21 protein-coding genes are annotated in these 18,956 nt (G+C 53.5%); 10 read left to right on the forward strand and 11 right to left on the reverse strand.

What is annotated here, in order from left to right; genetic code table 11:
* Nucleotides 1-191, forward strand: a 191-nt coding sequence (locus ACUU1I_RS02260; protein ID WP_449144806.1) for a fimbrial protein, incomplete at its 5' end; no start/stop codon positions are given.
* Nucleotides 192-233: 42 nt separating this feature from the next.
* Here the strand turns inward: ACUU1I_RS02260 and rsmI are convergent.
* The gene (gene rsmI / locus ACUU1I_RS02265; protein ID WP_000809275.1) at nucleotides 234-1,094 is read right to left on the reverse strand and encodes a 16S rRNA (cytidine(1402)-2'-O)-methyltransferase; all 861 of its coding nucleotides are present in this window, start codon (nucleotides 1,092-1,094) and stop codon (nucleotides 234-236) included.
* 64 nt (nucleotides 1,095-1,158) lie between these two features.
* Between rsmI and lpoA the strand changes: the two genes are divergently transcribed.
* The 4 genes from lpoA to dolP are packed head-to-tail and all read left to right on the forward strand — an operon-like array spanning nucleotide 1,159 to nucleotide 4,743.
* On the forward strand, nucleotides 1,159-3,195 hold the full coding sequence (gene lpoA, locus ACUU1I_RS02270) for a penicillin-binding protein activator LpoA (protein WP_000249116.1): 2,037 nt from the start codon (nucleotides 1,159-1,161) through the stop codon (nucleotides 3,193-3,195).
* On the forward strand, nucleotides 3,153-3,548 hold the full coding sequence (locus ACUU1I_RS02275) for a YraN family protein (protein ID WP_000246827.1): 396 nt from the start codon (nucleotides 3,153-3,155) through the stop codon (nucleotides 3,546-3,548). The genes lpoA and ACUU1I_RS02275 overlap by 43 nt, the downstream gene beginning before the upstream one ends.
* A gap of 19 nt (nucleotides 3,549-3,567) precedes the next feature.
* The gene (gene diaA / locus ACUU1I_RS02280) at nucleotides 3,568-4,158 is read left to right on the forward strand and encodes a DnaA initiator-associating protein DiaA (RefSeq protein WP_001158034.1); all 591 of its coding nucleotides are present in this window, start codon (nucleotides 3,568-3,570) and stop codon (nucleotides 4,156-4,158) included.
* Between the two features lie 9 nt (nucleotides 4,159-4,167).
* A complete protein-coding gene (dolP, locus tag ACUU1I_RS02285; RefSeq protein WP_000646043.1) occupies nucleotides 4,168-4,743 on the forward strand; it encodes a division/outer membrane stress-associated lipid-binding lipoprotein in 576 nt (191 codons plus the stop codon).
* 113 nt (nucleotides 4,744-4,856) lie between these two features.
* On the opposite strand, the gene ACUU1I_RS02290 is transcribed toward dolP, so the two are convergent.
* Both ACUU1I_RS02290 and ACUU1I_RS02295 read right to left on the reverse strand, forming a co-directional pair.
* Nucleotides 4,857-5,897, reverse strand: a complete 1,041-nt coding sequence (locus tag ACUU1I_RS02290; RefSeq protein ID WP_000147629.1) for a permease — start codon at nucleotides 5,895-5,897, stop codon at nucleotides 4,857-4,859.
* Between the two features lie 72 nt (nucleotides 5,898-5,969).
* Nucleotides 5,970-6,605, reverse strand: a complete 636-nt coding sequence (locus ACUU1I_RS02295; RefSeq protein ID WP_001343556.1) for an NAD(P)H-binding protein — start codon at nucleotides 6,603-6,605, stop codon at nucleotides 5,970-5,972.
* A 127-nt stretch (nucleotides 6,606-6,732) separates the two neighbouring features.
* On the opposite strand from ACUU1I_RS02295, the gene yhbO reads away from it, so the two are divergent.
* Entirely contained in the window at nucleotides 6,733-7,251 is a 519-nt protein-coding gene (gene yhbO / locus ACUU1I_RS02300) for a protein/nucleic acid deglycase (RefSeq protein WP_005050810.1), read from the forward strand.
* Here yhbO and ACUU1I_RS02305 read toward each other — a convergent pair.
* Complete coding sequence (locus tag ACUU1I_RS02305; protein ID WP_000449030.1) at nucleotides 7,231-7,674, reverse strand: YhbP family protein; 444 nt, start codon at nucleotides 7,672-7,674, stop codon at nucleotides 7,231-7,233. The genes yhbO and ACUU1I_RS02305 overlap by 21 nt on opposite strands.
* A 50-nt stretch (nucleotides 7,675-7,724) precedes the next feature.
* On the opposite strand from ACUU1I_RS02305, the gene yhbQ reads away from it, so the two are divergent.
* Nucleotides 7,725-8,027, forward strand: coding sequence for a DNA damage response exodeoxyribonuclease YhbQ (yhbQ, locus tag ACUU1I_RS02310; protein ID WP_000189314.1), 303 nt, complete (start codon nucleotides 7,725-7,727; stop codon nucleotides 8,025-8,027).
* Here yhbQ and ACUU1I_RS02315 read toward each other — a convergent pair.
* Together ACUU1I_RS02315 and ubiT are read right to left on the reverse strand one after the other, a co-directional pair.
* Nucleotides 8,014-8,517, reverse strand: a complete 504-nt coding sequence (locus ACUU1I_RS02315; protein ID WP_000908554.1) for a GNAT family N-acetyltransferase — start codon at nucleotides 8,515-8,517, stop codon at nucleotides 8,014-8,016. The two genes, yhbQ and ACUU1I_RS02315, sit on opposite strands and share 14 nt — an antisense overlap.
* Nucleotides 8,511-9,035, reverse strand: a complete 525-nt coding sequence (gene ubiT / locus ACUU1I_RS02320) for a ubiquinone anaerobic biosynthesis accessory factor UbiT (protein WP_005115905.1) — start codon at nucleotides 9,033-9,035, stop codon at nucleotides 8,511-8,513. Before ubiT ends, ACUU1I_RS02315 begins: the two co-directional genes overlap by 7 nt.
* 208 nt (nucleotides 9,036-9,243) lie before the next feature.
* Here ubiT and ubiU point away from each other — a divergent pair, with 208 nt between their 5' ends.
* From ubiU to ACUU1I_RS02335, 3 genes are all read left to right on the forward strand, one after another.
* Complete coding sequence (gene ubiU / locus ACUU1I_RS02325; protein WP_005071179.1) at nucleotides 9,244-10,239, forward strand: ubiquinone anaerobic biosynthesis protein UbiU; 996 nt, start codon at nucleotides 9,244-9,246, stop codon at nucleotides 10,237-10,239.
* Nucleotides 10,240-10,247: 8 nt separating this feature from the next.
* A complete protein-coding gene (locus tag ACUU1I_RS02330; protein WP_005050801.1) occupies nucleotides 10,248-11,126 on the forward strand; it encodes a U32 family peptidase in 879 nt (292 codons plus the stop codon).
* 80 nt (nucleotides 11,127-11,206) lie between these two features.
* The gene (locus ACUU1I_RS02335) at nucleotides 11,207-12,214 is read left to right on the forward strand and encodes a luciferase-like monooxygenase (protein ID WP_000130375.1); all 1,008 of its coding nucleotides are present in this window, start codon (nucleotides 11,207-11,209) and stop codon (nucleotides 12,212-12,214) included.
* A gap of 117 nt (nucleotides 12,215-12,331) precedes the next feature.
* Here the strand turns inward: ACUU1I_RS02335 and mtr are convergent, their stop codons facing one another.
* The 5 genes from mtr to pnp form a co-directional block, all read right to left on the reverse strand.
* Nucleotides 12,332-13,576 (reverse strand): tryptophan permease, encoded by a 1,245-nt coding sequence (gene mtr / locus ACUU1I_RS02340; protein WP_000224351.1) that lies wholly within the window; start codon nucleotides 13,574-13,576, stop codon nucleotides 12,332-12,334.
* A gap of 153 nt (nucleotides 13,577-13,729) precedes the next feature.
* Nucleotides 13,730-15,619, reverse strand: a complete 1,890-nt coding sequence (gene deaD / locus ACUU1I_RS02345; protein ID WP_005071184.1) for an ATP-dependent RNA helicase DeaD — start codon at nucleotides 15,617-15,619, stop codon at nucleotides 13,730-13,732.
* Nucleotides 15,612-15,692: a protein YrbN gene (gene yrbN / locus ACUU1I_RS02350; RefSeq protein ID WP_010723222.1), complete on the reverse strand. Its 81-nt coding sequence runs from the start codon at nucleotides 15,690-15,692 to the stop codon at nucleotides 15,612-15,614. Before yrbN ends, deaD begins: the two co-directional genes overlap by 8 nt.
* Before the next feature lie 106 nt (nucleotides 15,693-15,798).
* Nucleotides 15,799-16,683, reverse strand: a complete 885-nt coding sequence (gene nlpI / locus ACUU1I_RS02355) for a lipoprotein NlpI (protein ID WP_000802078.1) — start codon at nucleotides 16,681-16,683, stop codon at nucleotides 15,799-15,801.
* A gap of 108 nt (nucleotides 16,684-16,791) precedes the next feature.
* Complete coding sequence (gene pnp, locus ACUU1I_RS02360) at nucleotides 16,792-18,927, reverse strand: polyribonucleotide nucleotidyltransferase (RefSeq protein ID WP_449144807.1); 2,136 nt, start codon at nucleotides 18,925-18,927, stop codon at nucleotides 16,792-16,794.
* Nucleotides 18,928-18,956: the final 29 nt, after the last annotated feature.

Raw genomic sequence — 18,956 nt, forward strand, 5'->3', positions numbered from 1 at the left:
ATGTCGGTATTCGTATTGAAAATCTCGGCGGCGGAGTTGCAAATATTCCTTTTCAGAACGGTATCCTTCCCGTTGATCCTTCCGGGCATGGCACCGTCAATATGCGCGCCTGGCCAGTTAATCTGGTCGGTGGTGAGCTGGAAACAGGAAAATTTCAGGGCACAGCCACCATTACCGTCATGGTGCGGTAAAAGAAGACGTTGCGTTTTGATTAACGCAACGCTTCGGCACTGTTACCCCTGCTGCTCCAGCGCATACTTATACAGCGCATTTTTCTTCACGCCATGAATTTCTGCGGCCAGCGCCGCCGCTTTTTTCAGCGGCAGTTCTGCCTGTAGCAGCGCCAGCGTGCGCAGGGCATCGGCGGGTAAGTCTTCTTCCTGTGCTTTATGACCTTCGACAATCAGCACCATTTCGCCTTTGCGACGGTTTTCATCTTCCTTTACCCACGCCAGCAGCTCGCCAACGGGCGCGCCGTGAATGGTTTCCCAGGTTTTGGTCAGCTCACGCGCCAGAACCACGTAGCGGGATTCGCCTAATACCGCAACGATATCTTCCAGGCTATCTAACAGACGGTGGGTAGATTCATAAAAAATCAGCGTGCGCGGCTCCGCTTCAATGGCTTTTAGCGCATCACGGCGGCCTTTTGATTTGGCAGGTAAAAAGCCTTCGTAACAGAAACGGTCAGATGGTAAACCCGCGGCGCTTAACGCAGTGATAGCAGCACACGGTCCGGGTAGCGGCACCACACGAATCCCCGCTTCACGGCAGGTACGCACCAGATGGTAGCCAGGATCGTTAATTAGCGGCGTTCCGGCATCGGAAACCAGCGCAATGTTTTGCCCCTCTTGCAGCTTCGCCAGCAGCGTTTCGGCTTTTTGTTGTTCGTTATGGTCGTGCAGCGCAAACAACCGGGCATTAATCCCAAAATGTTGCAGCAATAAACCGGTGTGACGAGTATCCTCGGCGGCAATCAGATCAACGGCCTGTAATACCTCTAACGTACGCTGGGTGATATCCGCCAGATTGCCGATTGGCGTCGGTACAATGTAAAGCTGGCCCTGAGAATTATCCGCCGATTGGTGTTGTTTCATTGTGTCGTCCGTATTGCCGATTTAATATTGAGCATTGCGTAAAAAAAATATCACTGGATACATTATGGTACCCTCAACATTTTCTCGTTTGAAAGCCGCGCGTTGTCTGCCTGTTGTTCTGGCAGCCCTGATTTTCGCCGGTTGTGGCACCCATACTCCCGATCAGTCCACTGCTTATATGCAGGGCACGGCGCAGGCTGATTCTGCCTTTTATCTTCAGCAGATGCAGCAAAGCTCTGATGATACCAGGATCAACTGGCAATTACTCGCCATTCGTGCACTGGTGAAAGAAGGTAAAACCGGGCAGGCGGTTGAGTTGTTTAACCAACTACCGCAAGAACTGAACGATTCTCAGCGTCGCGAGAAAACACTGCTGGCGGCAGAGATTAAACTGGCGCAGAAAGATTTTGCTGGCGCGCAAAACTTGCTGGCGAAAATCACACCTGCCGATTTAGAACAAAACCAGCAAGCGCGTTACTGGCAGGCAAAAATCGATGCCAGCCAGGGGCGTCCTTCCATTGATTTACTGCGCGCGTTAATTGCTCAGGAACCGCTGCTTGGCGCGAAAGAAAAACAGCAGAATATTGATGCCACCTGGCAGGCGCTCTCCTCCATGACTCAGGAACAGGCGAATACGCTGGTGATCAACGCCGACGAAAATATTCTGCAAGGCTGGCTGGCTCTGCAGCGCGTCTGGTTTGATAACCGTAACGATCCCGACATGATGAAAGCCGGGATCGCCGACTGGCAGAAACGTTATCCGAACAATCCGGGCGCGAAAATGCTGCCAACGCAGTTGGTTAACGTAAAAGCGTTTAAACCAGCCTCGACCAACAAAATCGCCCTGCTGTTGCCGCTGAATGGCCAGGCAGCGGTATTTGGTCGCACTATTCAGCAAGGCTTTGAAGCCGCGAAAAATATCGGCACTCAGCCAGTGGCGGCTCAGGTAGCTGCCGCACCTGCCGCAGACGTAGCAGAACAACCTCAGCCGCAAACTGCGGATGGCGTTGCCAGCCCGGCACAAGCCTCGGTTAGCGATCTGACCGGTGATCAGCCTGCGGCCCAGCCGGTGCCTGTAAGCGCCCCGGCGACAAGCACCGCAGCGGTAAGCGCACCCGCAAATCCATCCGCAGAGCTGAAAATCTACGATACCTCATCACAACCACTTAGCCAGATCTTAAGCCAGGTTCAGCAGGATGGCGCGAGTATTGTGGTTGGTCCGTTGCTGAAAAATAACGTTGAAGAGTTGCTGAAGAGCAACACCCCGCTGAGCGTACTGGCACTGAACCAGCCGGAGAATATCGAAAACCGCGTCAATATTTGTTACTTCGCGCTTTCACCGGAAGACGAAGCGCGCGATGCAGCGCGTCATATTCGTGACCAGGGTAAACAAGCGCCGCTGGTGCTGATCCCACGCAGTGCATTGGGCGATCGCGTAGCCAATGCGTTTGCGCAAGAGTGGCAGAAACTGGGCGGCGGCACCGTTCTGCAACAAAAATTTGGTTCCACCAGCGAATTACGCGCGGGTGTTAACGGCGGTTCTGGTATTGCTTTAACGGGTAGCCCGATTACTCCCAGAGCGACAACCGACTCCGGCATGACGACCAACAATCCAACGCTGCAAACCACGCCAACCGATGACCAGTTCACCAATAATGGCGGTCGTGTCGATGCGGTCTACATTGTGGCAACGCCGGGTGAAATCGCTTTTATCAAACCGATGATCGCCATGCGTAACGGTAGCCAGAGCGGTGCAACGCTGTACGCCAGTTCCCGCAGCGCACAAGGCACCGCAGGCCCGGATTTCCGACTGGAGATGGAAGGCTTGCAGTACAGCGAAATCCCGATGCTGGCAGGCGGTAATCTGCCGTTAATGCAGCAGGCGCTCAGCGCGGTGAACAACGATTATTCGCTGGCTCGCATGTATGCGATGGGCGTTGATGCCTGGTCGTTGGCAAATCATTTCTCACAAATGCGCCAGGTTCAGGGTTTTGAAATCAACGGTAATACCGGAAGTCTGACGGCTAACCCGGATTGCGTGATTAACAGGAAGTTATCATGGCTACAGTACCAACAAGGTCAGGTAGTCCCCGCCAGTTAACCACCAAACAGACCGGCGATGCGTGGGAAGCACAAGCGCGTCGCTGGCTGGAAGGCAAAGGACTGCGGTTTATCGCCGCTAACGTGAACGAGCGTGGCGGCGAGATCGATCTGATAATGCGTGAAGGCCTGACCACCGTTTTTGTCGAGGTACGCTATCGCCGCTCTGCGCTTTATGGCGGCGCGGCAGCCAGTGTGACCCGCAGCAAACAACACAAATTATTACAGACTGCCCGCTTGTGGCTCGCGCGTCATAATGGGAGTTTTGATACTGTGGATTGCCGGTTCGATGTGGTAGCCTTCACCGGGAATGAGGTTGAGTGGATTAAGGATGCCTTTAATGACCACTCATAATTAAGGTTTAAGGATTAGCGTGCAAGAAAGAATTAAAGCTTGCTTCACTGAAAGCATTCAAACTCAAATTGCGGCGGCAGAGGCGCTTCCGGATGCCATCTCCCGTGCAGCCATGACGCTGGTTCAGTCTCTGCTCAATGGCAACAAAATCCTCTGTTGTGGTAATGGAACTTCCGCTGCCAATGCACAGCATTTTGCTGCCAGCATGATCAACCGTTTCGAAACGGAGCGGCCCAGCTTACCTGCCATTGCACTAAATACTGATAATGTTGTCTTAACGGCGATTGCCAACGATCGCTTACATGATGAAGTGTATGCAAAACAGGTGCGGGCGCTGGGTCATGCGGGAGATGTATTGTTAGCCATTTCCACCCGTGGCAACAGCCGCGATATTGTTAAAGCAGTTGAAGCCGCCGTTACGCGTGATATGACCATTGTGGCATTGACCGGCTATGACGGCGGCGAACTTGCAGGTTTGTTAGGGCCACAGGATGTGGAGATCCGCATTCCTTCGCATCGTAGTGCTCGCATTCAGGAAATGCATATGCTGACGGTAAATTGCCTGTGCGATCTGATCGATAACACGCTTTTCCCTCACCAGGATGATTAAGGAGAATACATGAAGGCATTATCGCCAATCGCAGTCCTTATTTCCGCGCTGCTGTTGCAAGGTTGTGTTGCCGCTGCCGTAGTGGGTACCGCTGCTGTGGGTACCAAAGCCGCAACTGACCCACGCAGTGTCGGCACCCAGGTGGACGATGGTACCCTGGAAGTGCGCGTGAACAGCGCATTGTCGAAAGACGAACAGATTAAGAAAGAAACCCGTATTAATGTCACGGCCTATCAGGGCAAAGTGCTGCTGGTTGGGCAGTCACCAAATGCTGAACTTTCGGCTCGCGCCAAACAGATTGCTATGGGCGTAGACGGTGCCAACGAAGTGTATAACGAGATTCGTCAGGGCCAGCCGATTGGTCTGGGCGAAGCATCTAACGATACGTGGATCACCACCAAAGTGCGTTCGCAGCTCTTAACCAGCGACCTGGTGAAATCGTCCAACGTGAAAGTGACCACCGAAAACGGTGAAGTGTTCCTGATGGGGCTGGTAACTGAACGTGAAGCGAAAGCGGCGGCAGATATTGCCAGCCGGGTGAGCGGCGTAAAGCGGGTAACCACAGCGTTTACGTTTATTAAATAGCAGCCCCTTGTAATGCCTGATGCGACGCTTGCCGCGTCTTATCAGGCCTACAACGATGCAAACCGTAGGTCGGATAAGGCGTTTACGCCGCATCCGACATGTTTTCCCTCAAATCAGAACAACAGCGCCAGCCCGCCGACAATCACACCAGACACTGCCACCATCGCCCCTGTCAGCCATAAGGCTTTCGCCGGGAACGCTTTGCGCAGCATAATCAGTGACGGCAAACTCACTGCCGGGAGCGTCATCAACAATGCCAGCGCCGGAGCGGTTCCCATACCTGCCAGCATCATCGTTTGTACAATCGGAATTTCTGCTGCCGTGGGAATGACAAACAAGCATCCTGCTACCGCCATCGCCACCACCCACATCAGGCTGTTATCGACAGCACCATCGGCATGGGGGAATAACCAGACGCGTGCGGCACCCAACACCAGTACTGCAAGGATGTAAACCGGGATCGTACTCCAGAAAAGTGTCCATAGCGCCCTGCCCCAGCGGCTAAAAAAACCGCTCTGTGCTTCCGGTATGTCAATTTCGACCGGTGCCTGCGTTTGCGGTGTTTCACGCACCCATTTTTGCACCAGCGTCGCAATCAGCAACACCATCACCAGCCCGGCCACCAGACGAATCGCCGCAAAACCCCAGCCGAGGACAAACCCCATAAACACCAGCGTCGCCGGGTTTAACACCGGATTGCCCATCCAGAATGCCAGCGCACCGCCCATCGATACCTGTTGGCGACGCATTCCCGCCGCGACCGGAGCCGCACAGCAGGTACACATCATGCCCGGCAGCGAAAACAGCGTTCCCGGCAGCGTGCCGCGAAAGCGCGATTGCCCAAGCGTACGCAACAACCAGTCACGCGGGATCAGCACCTGAATCAACGAACCGAGGATCACCCCCAGCACCGCCGCTTTCCATACTGCGAGGAAATAGATCATCGCGTAATCCAACGCCGCTTGCCACGGATTAGCATCCGCCTGCGCAAGGATAGATTTACCGATACTGTGGGTTTCGGCTGCAGTAAACGCTTTGCCGTAGTAAGGTTGCCATTTCACATACCAGAGACCGGCAATGACAACGAGAAAGAAAAGCGCGGGTTTCCACCACTGAATGGGCGTTGCCGCCTGAGATGAAGACTGACCAGTCATAGCATTCCCCAGGAATAAGTTATGATAATTGAGCGCGTGAATATTACGCTCACTATCAATTCTTGGGAATAATTATTCAGCTCTTTTGCGTAATTCTGAAGAGCTTAAAATCGTCACGCCTTCATGCTCAGGCCGCATCGCCTCTGCCAGCATGACCCGCGCCACGTCTCTCGCATCAATGGATTTCCAGTTACCTGGTAACAAACGGAACAGCGGCGCAAAAAGCGTTTCGTTCATCCGCTGTTTGCTACGATCGCCCAGTAACATCGACGGGCGAGCAATGGTCAATTTCGGCCAGTTCTGGGCAATTAATGCTTCTTCCATCTCCCCTTTGACGCGGTTATAGAAAAACGGCGAGTGGGCATTGGCACCCATAGCACTGACCACCAGCATATGCTGCGCGCCCAGTCGCCGCCCGGTTAATGCGGTATCCACTACCAGCGTGTAATCGGCATGAATAAACGCCTCTTTGCTCCCCGCTTCTCGCCGCGTGGTGCCGAGACAACAAAATACAATGTCGATGGGTTCGGTGACCTGCGCCAACGCGTCACTCAGTTGCGGATCATGGGGATTAAACACCCCGGGCATATCGCCCAACGGACGTCGCGTCGGCGCAGCAATGGCGTTAACTTTCGGTTCATTAATCAACATCCGCAGCAGGTGACCGCCCACCAGCCCCGTTGCGCCTGTAATCAGTACCTGACTCATCTTCGCTCCTTTACAGAATTGTCTGCCTTGCGCTCCCCGGCTCATGCACCAGTCTTAATAGACCATGAGGTAATTATCCCCGATTGTGGAAAATTCGCCTCATCCAATGCAACAACGCGGAGGAAGCATGAGTAAGAAAATTGCCGTTTTAATCACTGATGAATTTGAAGATTCAGAATTTACTTCACCCGCAGACGAGTTCCGTAAAGCCGGACACGAAGTGATTACTATTGAAAAACAAGCGGGTAAAACGGTGAAAGGCAAAAAAGGAGAAGCCAGCGTGACCATCGATAAATCCATCGATGAAGTGACGCCAGCGGAGTTTGATGCCCTGTTGCTACCGGGTGGTCATTCACCGGATTATCTGCGTGGCGACAACCGTTTTGTCACCTTTACCCGTGATTTTGTGAATAGCGGCAAACCTGTTTTCGCCATCTGTCACGGTCCGCAGCTGCTGATCAGCGCCGATGTGATTCGGGGGCGCAAACTGACCGCAGTTAAACCGATCATTATTGATGTTAAAAATGCGGGCGTGGAATTTTACGATCAGGAAGTCGTGGTTGATAAAGATCAGCTGGTTACCAGCCGGACACCGGACGATCTGCCAGCGTTTAACCGCGAGGCGTTACGCCTGCTCGGTGCCTGAGTCGCGTAGCCAAATCATTTTTTTACCAAAGCCCAGCGTGTTGTCGGTGAATTTGATTTCATCGAGCCGGATTTCCCACACCGGGGCCGACAGCATTCTGGCAACCGGAAAGCGACGATTGTACGCCTTGCGCGCGAGGTCGCTTTCCTCACCTTCCAGCCTGCGGATCTCACCTTTAAACTGCACACCGCGAATTAACGCTACCGTTTTCGGCTGACCGTTTACCGTTCCGGCAACCGCAGCCTGCGGCCCACTCATCTGCGCGTGGCGCGTTTTTTCTTCCGTCAAAATGTAGAAGGCGACTTTCTGCGCATCAAAAAGATAAAAGGCATTAGCGCACCAGAGTTCCCCTTCCTGCTGCACACACCAGGTGACAACATGTTGTTTTGCCAGCCAACGGCTGATGGCGATGAGTGTTTCCATTGCTGTTCTCTTTTATACTGTGGGCCTGACCTTAACATGCGATGCAGACGATGACCCCCTGGTTTCTTTACTTGATCCGTACCGCCGACAATAAGCTTTATACCGGGATCACCACGGATGTCGAACGCCGCTATCAGCAGCACCAAAGCGGCAAAGGGGCGAAAGCACTGCGCGGGAAAGGAGAACTGACGCTGGCGTTTTCTGCGCCAGTGGGCGACCGTTCGCTGGCACTACGGGCGGAATATCGCGTTAAGCAACTGACCAAACGGCAAAAAGAGCGTCTGGTAGCGGAAGGCGCAGGGTTTGCAGAACTGTTGAGCAGCCTGCAAACCCCGGAGATTAAAAGCGATTGAAATGCTCGTGATACTCAACCAGACCGGTTACGCCATTCAGCGCGTCATCCGCTAAACGATGTACCTGGAAGGCGCTTTCAGTGCCCGGCCAGCGGCAACGCAGATCGTGATGCGCCGCCAGTTCAAAGCCGAAACGACTGTACAGCGCCGGATCGCCCAGCGTCACCACTGCGGCATAGCCGAACTCATTAAGCGAATCGAGTCCTTCATAGACCAGTTGGCGTGCCAGCCCCTGTCCACGGTATTTTTCATCAACCGCCAACGGTGCCATGCCGACCCATTGCAGGTCTTCGCCCTGCACATCAACCGGACTAAATGCCACATAGCCAATGACCTGACCTTCGTCATCTGTCGCCACCAGCCCCAGCGTCAGAAAGCCATCTTCACGCAGATCGTGAACCAGCTTCGCTTCCGCATCACTTTCGAATGAGCGACGCAGCAGGGCATCAATACCCGGCGCATCAATGGGAATTTCTACTCGAATTAGCATGGTTCACCTACCGATGTCTGTTTGGTTTCAGGCGCGGTTTTCATTCCCGCCTCAACAAAATCCGCCAGTTGCAGCAGCATCATGCGTAAGGCTTTCGGCATTTGCTCCAGTTCAATGGCGTCCATCAGGTTTTTCACATACACCCCCAGCTCCGTATCGCCTTCAATCACCAGCCGACGCTGGAAGAAGAGCGTATCCGGATCTTGTTTACGCGCCGCAATCATCAGCAGATCGCTGGCGTCGGCACTAAAACTCACATCAGCTTGCGCGTTCTGGCTGACCACCAGTTTGCCATTCACCACCGAGGTAAACCATTGCAGGTCAATATCACACACATGAATACTTAACCAGCGGCCTTCAAGAAACTCCAGCTCGCCATCATCCAGCGCCTGACGGAATTGCCAGCTTAAGACCTGCTCAAGAACCTGGCGTTTTAGCGCAAATGGCGTCAGTTTTACCGGTACACTCAACAGAGATGGCCCCAAATGCACAATACGGGAACGCAGTTTATCCAACACGAGTTTTACTCCCTGTTTCAACAATCATCCTATTTTGCCATATCAGAAAAATAACATAGCGGTATAAATCAACAATTCCATATGAAATTGCTGCTACCACCAATACAACTTTAACTGCCTTAAATCAAAAATTGTCGCAGCAAGGTTAACTAAAATCCCAGTTCGTTAACATTTTTGCGTTTTGATAGCGCAACCTTCAGGAAAAATTATGGAGCTGCTCTGCCCTGCCGGAAATCTCCCGGCGCTTAAGGCGGCCATCGAAAACGGCGCAGATGCTGTTTATATCGGGCTAAAAGATGATACCAATGCCCGTCACTTCGCCGGCCTTAACTTTACCGAGAAAAAATTGCAGGAAGCGGTGAGTTTTGTCCATCAACATCGCCGCAAACTTCACATCTCGATTAACACTTTTGCGCATCCGGACGGTTACGCCCGTTGGCAGCGTGCCGTGGATATGGCGGCGCAGCTGGGTGCCGACGCGCTGATCCTCGCCGACCTCGCCATGCTGGAGTACGCCGCCGAGCGTTACCCGCATATTGAACGTCATGTGTCAGTGCAGGCTTCGGCGACCAATGAAGAGGCGATTAACTTTTATCATCGCCATTTTGACGTTGCCCGCGTGGTGCTGCCGCGCGTGTTGTCGATTCATCAGGTGAAACAGCTGGCACGGGTTACTCCTGTCCCGCTGGAAGTGTTTGCTTTCGGCAGCCTGTGCATTATGTCGGAAGGCCGTTGCTATCTGTCGTCGTATCTGACGGGTGAGTCGCCCAACACTGTGGGTGCGTGTTCTCCGGCCCGTTTCGTGCGCTGGCAACAAACGCCGCAGGGGCTGGAATCCCGCCTGAACGAAGTGCTGATCGACCGTTATCAGGACGGCGAAAACGCAGGTTATCCGACGCTGTGTAAAGGGCGTTATCTGGTGGACGGCGAGCGCTATCACGCGCTGGAAGAACCAACCAGTCTCAATACCCTGGAACTGCTGCCGGAGTTAATGGCTGCGAATATTGCTTCGGTGAAAATTGAAGGCCGCCAGCGTAGCCCGGCGTATGTCAGCCAGGTGGCGAAAGTCTGGCGTCAGGCTATCGACCGTTGTAAGGCCGATCCGCAAAACTTCGTACCGCAAAGCGCGTGGATGGAGACGCTCGGGTCGATGTCCGAAGGCACGCAAACCACCCTTGGCGCGTATCACCGTAAATGGCAGTGAGAAGAGCAATGAAATATTCCTTAGGGCCAGTGCTGTGGTACTGGCCAAAAGAGACGCTGGAAGATTTTTATCAGCAAGCCGCCGCCAGCAGCGCCGACGTGATTTATCTTGGTGAAGCGGTATGCAGCAAGCGCCGGGCAACCAAAGTTGGCGACTGTCTGGAGATGGCAAAATCGCTCGCCGGAAGTGGCAAGCAGATTGTGCTCTCCACGCTGGCGCTGGTGCAGGCATCCTCTGAACTGGGCGAACTGAAACGCTATGTTGAGAACGGTGAGTTTCTGATTGAAGCCAGCGATCTCGGCGTGGTGAATATGTGCGCTGAACGCAAACTGCCGTTCGTCGCCGGGCACGCGCTGAACTGCTACAACGCGGTGACGCTGAAAATATTGCTCAAACAGGGCATGATGCGCTGGTGTATGCCGGTGGAGCTTTCCCGCGACTGGCTGGTGAATCTGCTTAATCAGTGCGATGAGCTGGGCATTCGCAACCAGTTTGAAGTGGAAGTCCTGAGCTACGGTCATCTACCGCTGGCCTACTCCGCCCGCTGCTTTACCGCGCGTTCGGAAGACCGCCCGAAAGATGAGTGTGAAACCTGCTGCATTAAGTATCCGAACGGGCGCAACGTGCTGTCGCAGGAAAACCAACAAGTGTTTGTACTCAATGGCATTCAGACCATGAGCGGCTACGTTTACAACCTCGGTAACGAGCTGGCATCCATGCAGGGATTGGTTGATGTAGTCCGCCTGTCACCGCAGGGCACTGACACTTTCGCGATGCTCGACGCCTTCCGCGCTAATGAAAATGGCGCTGTGCCACTGCCGTTGACGGCAAACAGCGACTGTAACGGCTACTGGCGGCGGCTGGCAGGACTGGAGCTGCAAGCCTAAGTAAATAGCTCACTTTGTTAACAACTTTAACTATTCTTTAATGCAGTATTAAAGATTAATCGGTAACAAAGTGAGCTGTTATGACTGATAAAACCATTGCGTTTTCGCTACTCGATCTGGCCCCCATACCCGAAGGCTCTTCAGCGCGGGAAGCGTTCTCCCACTCTCTCGATCTCGCCCGTCTGGCTGAAAAGCGCGGCTATCATCGCTACTGGCTGGCAGAACACCACAATATGACCGGCATTGCCAGTGCTGCAACATCGGTATTGATTGGCTATCTGGCGGCGAATACCACCACGCTGCATCTGGGGTCTGGCGGCGTGATGTTGCCTAACCACTCACCGTTGGTCATTGCCGAACAGTTCGGCACACTCAATACGCTCTATCCGGGGCGAATCGATTTGGGGCTGGGTCGTGCTCCGGGTAGTGACCAACGGACAATGATGGCGCTACGTCGTCATATGAGCGGCGATATTGATAATTTCCCCCGCGATGTCGCGGAGCTGGTGGACTGGTTTGACGCCCGCGATCCCAATCCGCATGTGCGCCCGGTACCAGGCTATGGCGAGAAAATCCCCGTGTGGTTGTTAGGCTCCAGCCTTTACAGTGCACAACTGGCGGCGCAGCTTGGTCTGCCATTTGCGTTTGCCTCACACTTCGCGCCGGATATGTTGTTCCAGGCGCTGCATCTTTATCGCAGTAACTTCAAACCGTCGGCTCGGCTGGAAAAACCATACGCGATGGTGTGCATCAATATTATCGCCGCCGACAGCAACCGCGACGCTGAATTTCTGTTTACCTCAATGCAGCAAGCCTTTGTGAAGCTGCGCCGTGGCGAAACCGGGCAACTGCCGCCGCCGATTCAAAATATGGATCAGTTCTGGTCACCGTCTGAGCAGTATGACGTGCAGCAGGCGCTGAGTATGTCGTTGGTAGGCGATAAAGCGAAAGTGCGTCATGGTTTGCAGTCGATCCTGCGCGAAACCGACGCTGATGAGATTATGGTTAACGGGCAGATTTTCGACCACCAGGCGCGCCTGCATTCGTTTGAGCTGGCGATGGATGTTAAGGAAGAGTTGTTGGGATAGTGTGTCTTAACGCGGGAAGCCTTATCCGAGCTGGCAACGCTGTCCTACGTAGGCCTGATAAGCGAAGCGCATCAGGCATTGTGTAGGCAGCAGAAATGTCGGATAAGGCACCGCTGATTACTGATACACCGGCAGTAAATTAAAGCTCGATAAAATATGCACCAGTGCGTTGCCGACGCCAAACACCAGAATCAGCGCAATCATCGGCTTGCCACCCCAGACGCGGAATTTCGGGCTGCCAAAGCGTTTACGCGATGCGCGGGCCAGCAGTGCCGGAACAATTGCCGCCCAGATGGTAGCCGCTAAACCAGCATAACCAATGGCATACAGGAATCCGTTCGGGAACAGCAGACCACCCACAACAGGCGGGGCAAAGGTCAGCAATGCCGTTTTCAAGCGGCCCACAGCCGAGTCGTCGAAACCAAACAGATCTGCCAGATAGTCAAACAAACCCAGCGTTACGCCAAGGAACGAACTCGCTACCGCAAAGTTTGAGAACACGACCAGCAGAAGGTCCAGGCTACGGCTGTTCAGCACGCCGCTTAATGCTTGTACCAGCACATCAATATTACCGCCCTTCTCGGCGATGCCGATAAACTCCGGACGAGGGATGTTGCCCATTGTCGCCAGCAACCAGATGGTATACAGCGCCAGTGCCATCAGCGTACCGTACACCAGGCATTTCACGATGGTTTTCGGATCTTTGCCGTAATACTTCATCAGGCTTGGCACGTTACCGTGATAACCAAACGACGCCAAGCAGAACGGCAGGGTCATCAGCAAATACGGCGCATAAGATGCATTGCTTTCGGCAACGTTGAACAATGTCGCAGGCTGCACATGCCCCAGCAGGCTACCGAAGGTGAGGAAGAAGGTAATGACTTTCGCCCCCAGCACAATCGCCGTCATGCGGCTGACGGCTTTAGTACTCAACCACACCACAAACGCTACCAGCAGTGCAAAACCAAAACCCGCCGCCCGTGCCGGGACGTTTAGCGACATCTCTGCGAAGGTGTGATGCAGAATCGAACCACTGGCAGAAATATAGGCATAGGTCAGGATATAGAGCACAAAGGCAATGGAAATGCCGTTGACCACGTTCCAGCCTTTGCCCAGCAAATCTTTGGTGATGGTGTCAAAACTCGAACCGATTCGGTAATTCAGGTTAGCTTCCAGAATCATCAAGCCGGAATGCAGCATACAGAACCAGGTAAAGATCAGCGCTGCCATTGACCAGAAAAACCACGCCCCGGACATGACCACTGGCAGAGAAAACATCCCTGCGCCAATAATGGTGCCGCCGATAATCACCACGCCGCCAAGCAGCGACGGTGACGTTTGGGTGGTGGTTAGTGTTGCCATGAGGGCTTCTCTCCAGTGAAAAATAGTGCGACTGCGTTGTTATGCATTGCACTGTACCAGTACATGAGTACAAAAGACAGAAAAAAAGCCCCGATGGTTAAAATCGGGGCTGTATATATTATTTTACAGATTGTGTTCGCTGTTCAGCGATGATTACGCATCACCACCGAAACGACGACGACCGGTAGAGTCATCACGACGCGGTGCGCGGCCTTCACGACGTTCGCCGCTAAAACGACGACCATCACCACGACCACCTTCACGGCGTTCACCGCTGAAGTTACGACCGCCTTCACGACGCTCGCCACCGAAACCACGACCACCGCCACGAAGCTCACCGCCAGTATGCGGCTGTGCATCGCCCAGTAACTGCATGTTCATCGGCTTGTTGAGAATGCGAGTGCGCGTAAAGTGTTGCAGCACTTCACCCGGCATACCTTTCGGCAGTTCGATGGTGGAGTGAGAAGCAAACAGCTTGATGTTACCGATGTAACGGCTGCTGATGTCGCCTTCGTTAGCAATCGCGCCAACGATATGACGAACTTCAACACCATCATCGCGGCCCACTTCAATGCGGTACAGCTGCATATCGCCAACATCACGACGTTCACGACGCGGACGATCTTCACGGTCGCCACGCGGGCCACGGTCGTTACGATCGCGCGGACCACGGTCATCACGGTCACGGAATTCACGTTTCGGACGCATCGGCGCATCTGGCGGAACAATCAGAGTACGTTCACCCTGTGCCATTTTCAGCAGTGCCGCAGCCAGAGTTTCGAGATCCAGCTCTTCACCTTCTGCAGTCGGCTGAATTTTGCTCAGCAGTGCGCGGTATTGATCCAGATCGCTGCTTTCCAGCTGCTGCTGTACTTTAGCGGCGAATTTTTCCAGACGGCGTTTGCCCAGCAGTTCTGCGTTCGGCAGTTCTACTTCCGGAATAGTCAGCTTCATAGTACGTTCAATGTTGCGCAGCAGACGACGCTCGCGGTTCTCAACGAACAGCAGCGCGCGGCCAGCACGACCCGCACGACCGGTACGACCGATACGGTGAACGTAAGACTCAGAATCCATCGGGATATCGTAGTTAACCACCAGGCTGATACGCTCAACGTCCAGGCCACGGGCCGCAACGTCGGTCGCAATCAGGATGTCCAGACGACCGTCTTTAAGGCGTTCCAGTGTCTGCTCACGCAGCGCCTGGTTCATGTCACCGTTCAGCGCGGCGCTATTGTAGCCGTTACGCTCAAGAGCTTCAGCCACTTCCAGAGTCGCGTTTTTGGTACGAACGAAGATAATCGCCGCATCAAAATCTTCCGCTTCCAGGAAACGTACCAGTGCTTCGTTTTTACGCATACCCCACACAGTCCAGTAGCTCTGGCTGATGTCAGGACGGGTAGTCACGCTGGACTGAATACGCACTTCCTGCGGCTCTTTCATAAAGCGGCGGGTAATGCGACGAATCGCTTCCGGCATGGTTGCAGAGAACAGAGCGGTCTGATGACCTTCCGGGATCTGCGCCATAATGGTTTCAACGTCTTCGATGAAGCCCATGCGCAGCATTTCGTCAGCTTCATCCAGAACCAGACCGCTCAGTTTAGAGAGGTCCAGAGTGCCACGTTTCAGGTGGTCCAGCAGACGGCCCGGAGTACCGACAACGATCTGCGGCCCCTGACGCAGGGCGCGTAATTGCACGTCATAACGCTGGCCGCCGTACAGGGCAACCACATTTACGCCGCGCATGTGTTTAGAGAAATCCGTCATTGCTTCAGCAACCTGTACCGCCAGTTCGCGGGTCGGTGCCAGCACCAGAATCTGTGGTGCTTTCAGCTCAGGATCAAGATTCTGCAGCAGAGGTAAAGAGAATGCTGCAGTTTTTCCGCTCCCCGTCTGGGCCATACCCAGAACGTCGCGGCCATTCAGCAGATGTGGAATACACTCTGCCTGAATTGGAGATGGTTTTTCGTAACCCAGATCGTTAAGGGCTTCAAGGATAGGAGCCTTCAGGCCCAGATCTGCAAAAGTGGTTTCGAATTCAGCCATGTAGTACGTGTGCCTCAAAATTAATGGCGGCCAGTCTACATAACTCATCATGAAATTGATCAGCAATTTTCATTGAAAAGTGTGAACCGGCTCAAAGTAGGTGTATTAACGAACAACAACGCCCTCACCCGTTAAGGTGATGGCAATCAAAAAAGATTACGGGCTGATGTGTACGTCAGCTATTGCTGGTCCGATTCTGCCAGGTCATCTTGGTCCTGGCCCAGGAGCGATAATTCCAACAATGCGTATCGGTGCTCAACAAAGTTATGAACGTTGTTGGCAACCGCCAGTTTGAACAGTGCCGTGGCGCTGTCCAAATCCCCCAGACTTAGGTAGTACTTACCTAAATAGAAGTTGGTTTCACTGAGATGCTCAGCGAGCGAGGTGTTATCGGTTGCGTCCGCCTTGAGCCTTTCCATTAACGTGTGTTCGCTAATGTTGCCCAGGTAGAACTCGACAATGTTCCATCCCCACTGTTCCTTATCCGATTTTTCGAAGTGCTGTTTCAACACTTCTTTAGCCTGCTTCTCATCGAGCTTCTGCTCGGCGAGATAAAGCCACAGACTACGGAAAGGATCATTGGGATCGTCTTGATAAAACGCCAGCAGATCATCTTGCGCTAACTTGTCACGACCGCCGTAATATAATGCAATCCCGCGATTCAAGTGCGCGTAGTTGTAAGTTGGATCAAGCTCAAGTACAGAATCAAACGCTTCATAGGCAGCATCAAAATTGCCTGCCTGCGTTAAATATATGCCTAAGTAATTGAATACTTCAGGCATATCCGGTCGGATTGCCAGCGCTTGCGAAAAATCGTTACGCGCTAATGCCCTCAGACCGAGACTATCATACAACACTCCGCGCTCATATAAAAGCTGTGCGCGTTCGTCATCGGTTAAAGCCCGACTGGCAAGGATTTGTTCCATACGTGCCAGAATCACTTCCTGCTGTAAAGTCGGTTGCAATGGTACCGCGAGGACTTCACTTTTACGCCAGGAAGTATTACTGCATCCTGCAAGCGTAAGTGCTGTCGCAACGAAACACCAGCGCAAAAAAGGCTTCATTTCCCACTCCCGAAGACCACGGTTGAATGAACGTCCTGTTCCCGGTTGCTAACAAGGCGTCCTGCCCGGTTAAAAGCCCCCCGCCGCAGCGGAGGGCAAATGGCAACCTTACTCGCCCTGTTCAGCAGCCGGAGCTTCCGGTGCTGCAGCAGGTTGAGACTGCTCAGTCGCTTCTTTAATGCTCAGACGGATACGGCCCTGGCGATCAACTTCCAGAACTTTCACCGGTACTTCCTGACCCATCTGCAGGTAATCGGTCACTTTCTCAACGCGTTTGTCAGCGATTTGAGAGATGTGTACCAGACCTTCTTTACCGCCGCCGATGGCAACAAATGCGCCAAAGTCAACGATACGGGTCACTTTACCAGTGTAGACGCGGCCCACTTCGATTTCTGCAGTGATCTCTTCGATACGACGAATAGCATGTTTCGCTTTCTCGCCGTCGGTCGCTGCAATCTTCACAGTACCGTCATCTTCGATTTCGATGGTGGTGCCAGTTTCTTCGGTCAGGGCACGGATAACAGAGCCGCCTTTACCGATAACGTCTTTGATCTTGTCCGGGTTGATCTTGATGGTATGGATACGCGGTGCGAACTCAGAGATATCGCCACGCGGCGCGTTGATCGCCTGTTCCATTACGCCCAGGATATGCAGACGCGCACCTTTAGCCTGGTTCAGCGCAACCTGCATGATCTCTTTGGTGATACCTTCAATTTTGATATCCATCTGCAATGCAGAGATACCCTCGCGGGAACCCGCAACTTTGAAGTCCATATCGCCCAGGTGATCTTCGTCGCCCAAAATGTCAGACAGTACAACGTAGTTGTCGCCTTCTTTCACCAGACCCATTGCGATACCCGCAACGGCAGCTTTGATCGGCACACCTGCGTCCATCAGCGCCAGAGACGCGCCGCACACGGAAGCCATAGAAGAGGAACCGTTGGATTCAGTGATTTCAGACACAACACGTACGGTGTACGGGAATTTGTCCATATCCGGCATGACTGCCAGCACGCCGCGCTTCGCCAGACGACCGTGACCAATTTCACGACGCTTCGGAGAACCGACCATGCCGGTTTCGCCTACGGAGTACGGAGGGAAGTTGTAGTGGAACAGGAAGGTATCGGTACGTTCGCCCATCAGTTCATCAAGAACCTGCGCGTCACGAGCAGTACCCAGCGTTGCGGTAACCAGCGCCTGCGTTTCACCACGGGTGAACAGCGCAGAACCGTGAGTACGCGGCAGCACGCCAGTACGCACATCCAGACCACGGATCATATCTTTTTCACGACCGTCGATACGCGGTTCGCCTGCCAGTACGCGGCTACGAACAACGTTTTTCTCGATCGCGTGCAGAATTTCACCCAGTTCGTTTTCGTCCAGGGTTTCGTCTTCAGCAAGCAGCGTCGCGATGGTTTCAGATTTGATGACATCAACCTGCGCATAACGCTCTTGTTTGTCGGTGATGCGGTAAGCATCGTTCAGGCGAGCTTCAGCCAGTGCAGCAACGCGCGCGTTCAGCGCTTCGTTTACCGGCTCCGGCTGCCAGTCCCAACGTGGTTTACCGGCTTCTTTCACCAGTTCATTGATGTTCTGAATAACAACCTGCTGTTGTTCATGACCGAACACTACTGCGCCCAGCATCTGGTCTTCGCTCAGCAGTTCAGCTTCAGATTCAACCATCAGTACAGCGGCTTCAGTACCGGCAACAACCAGATCCAGTTTGCTCTCTTTCAACTCGTCCTGAGTCGGGTTCAGTACGTACTGGTCATTGATGTAACCTACGCGAGCAGCACCAATCGGACCATTGAACGGAATACCAGACAGAGACAGTGCTGCGGAAGCACCAATCATCGCGACGATATCCGGGTTAACTTGCGGGTTAACAGAAACCACGGTGGCGATAACCTGAACTTCGTTGACGAAGCCTTCCGGGAACAGCGGGCGAATCGGGCGGTCAATCAGACGCGCGATCAGGGTTTCGCCTTCGCTTGGGCGGCCTTCACGACGGAAGAAGCTACCCGGGATACGACCAGCAGCGTAGGTACGCTCCTGATAGTTAACGGTCAGTGGGAAGAAGTCCTGACCTGGTTTGGCTTTTTTCTGGCCAACAACGGTAACAAATACCGCGGTGTCATCCATGCTAACCATAACAGCGGCAGTAGCCTGACGAGCCATCATGCCGGTTTCCAGAGTCACGGTGTGTTGGCCGTACTGGAATTTACGAACGATCGGATTAAGCAATGTAATATCCTTTCTCTTTCTTAGACAGT

The sequence above is a fragment of the Shigella sp. SIG3 genome (assembly GCF_053555855.1).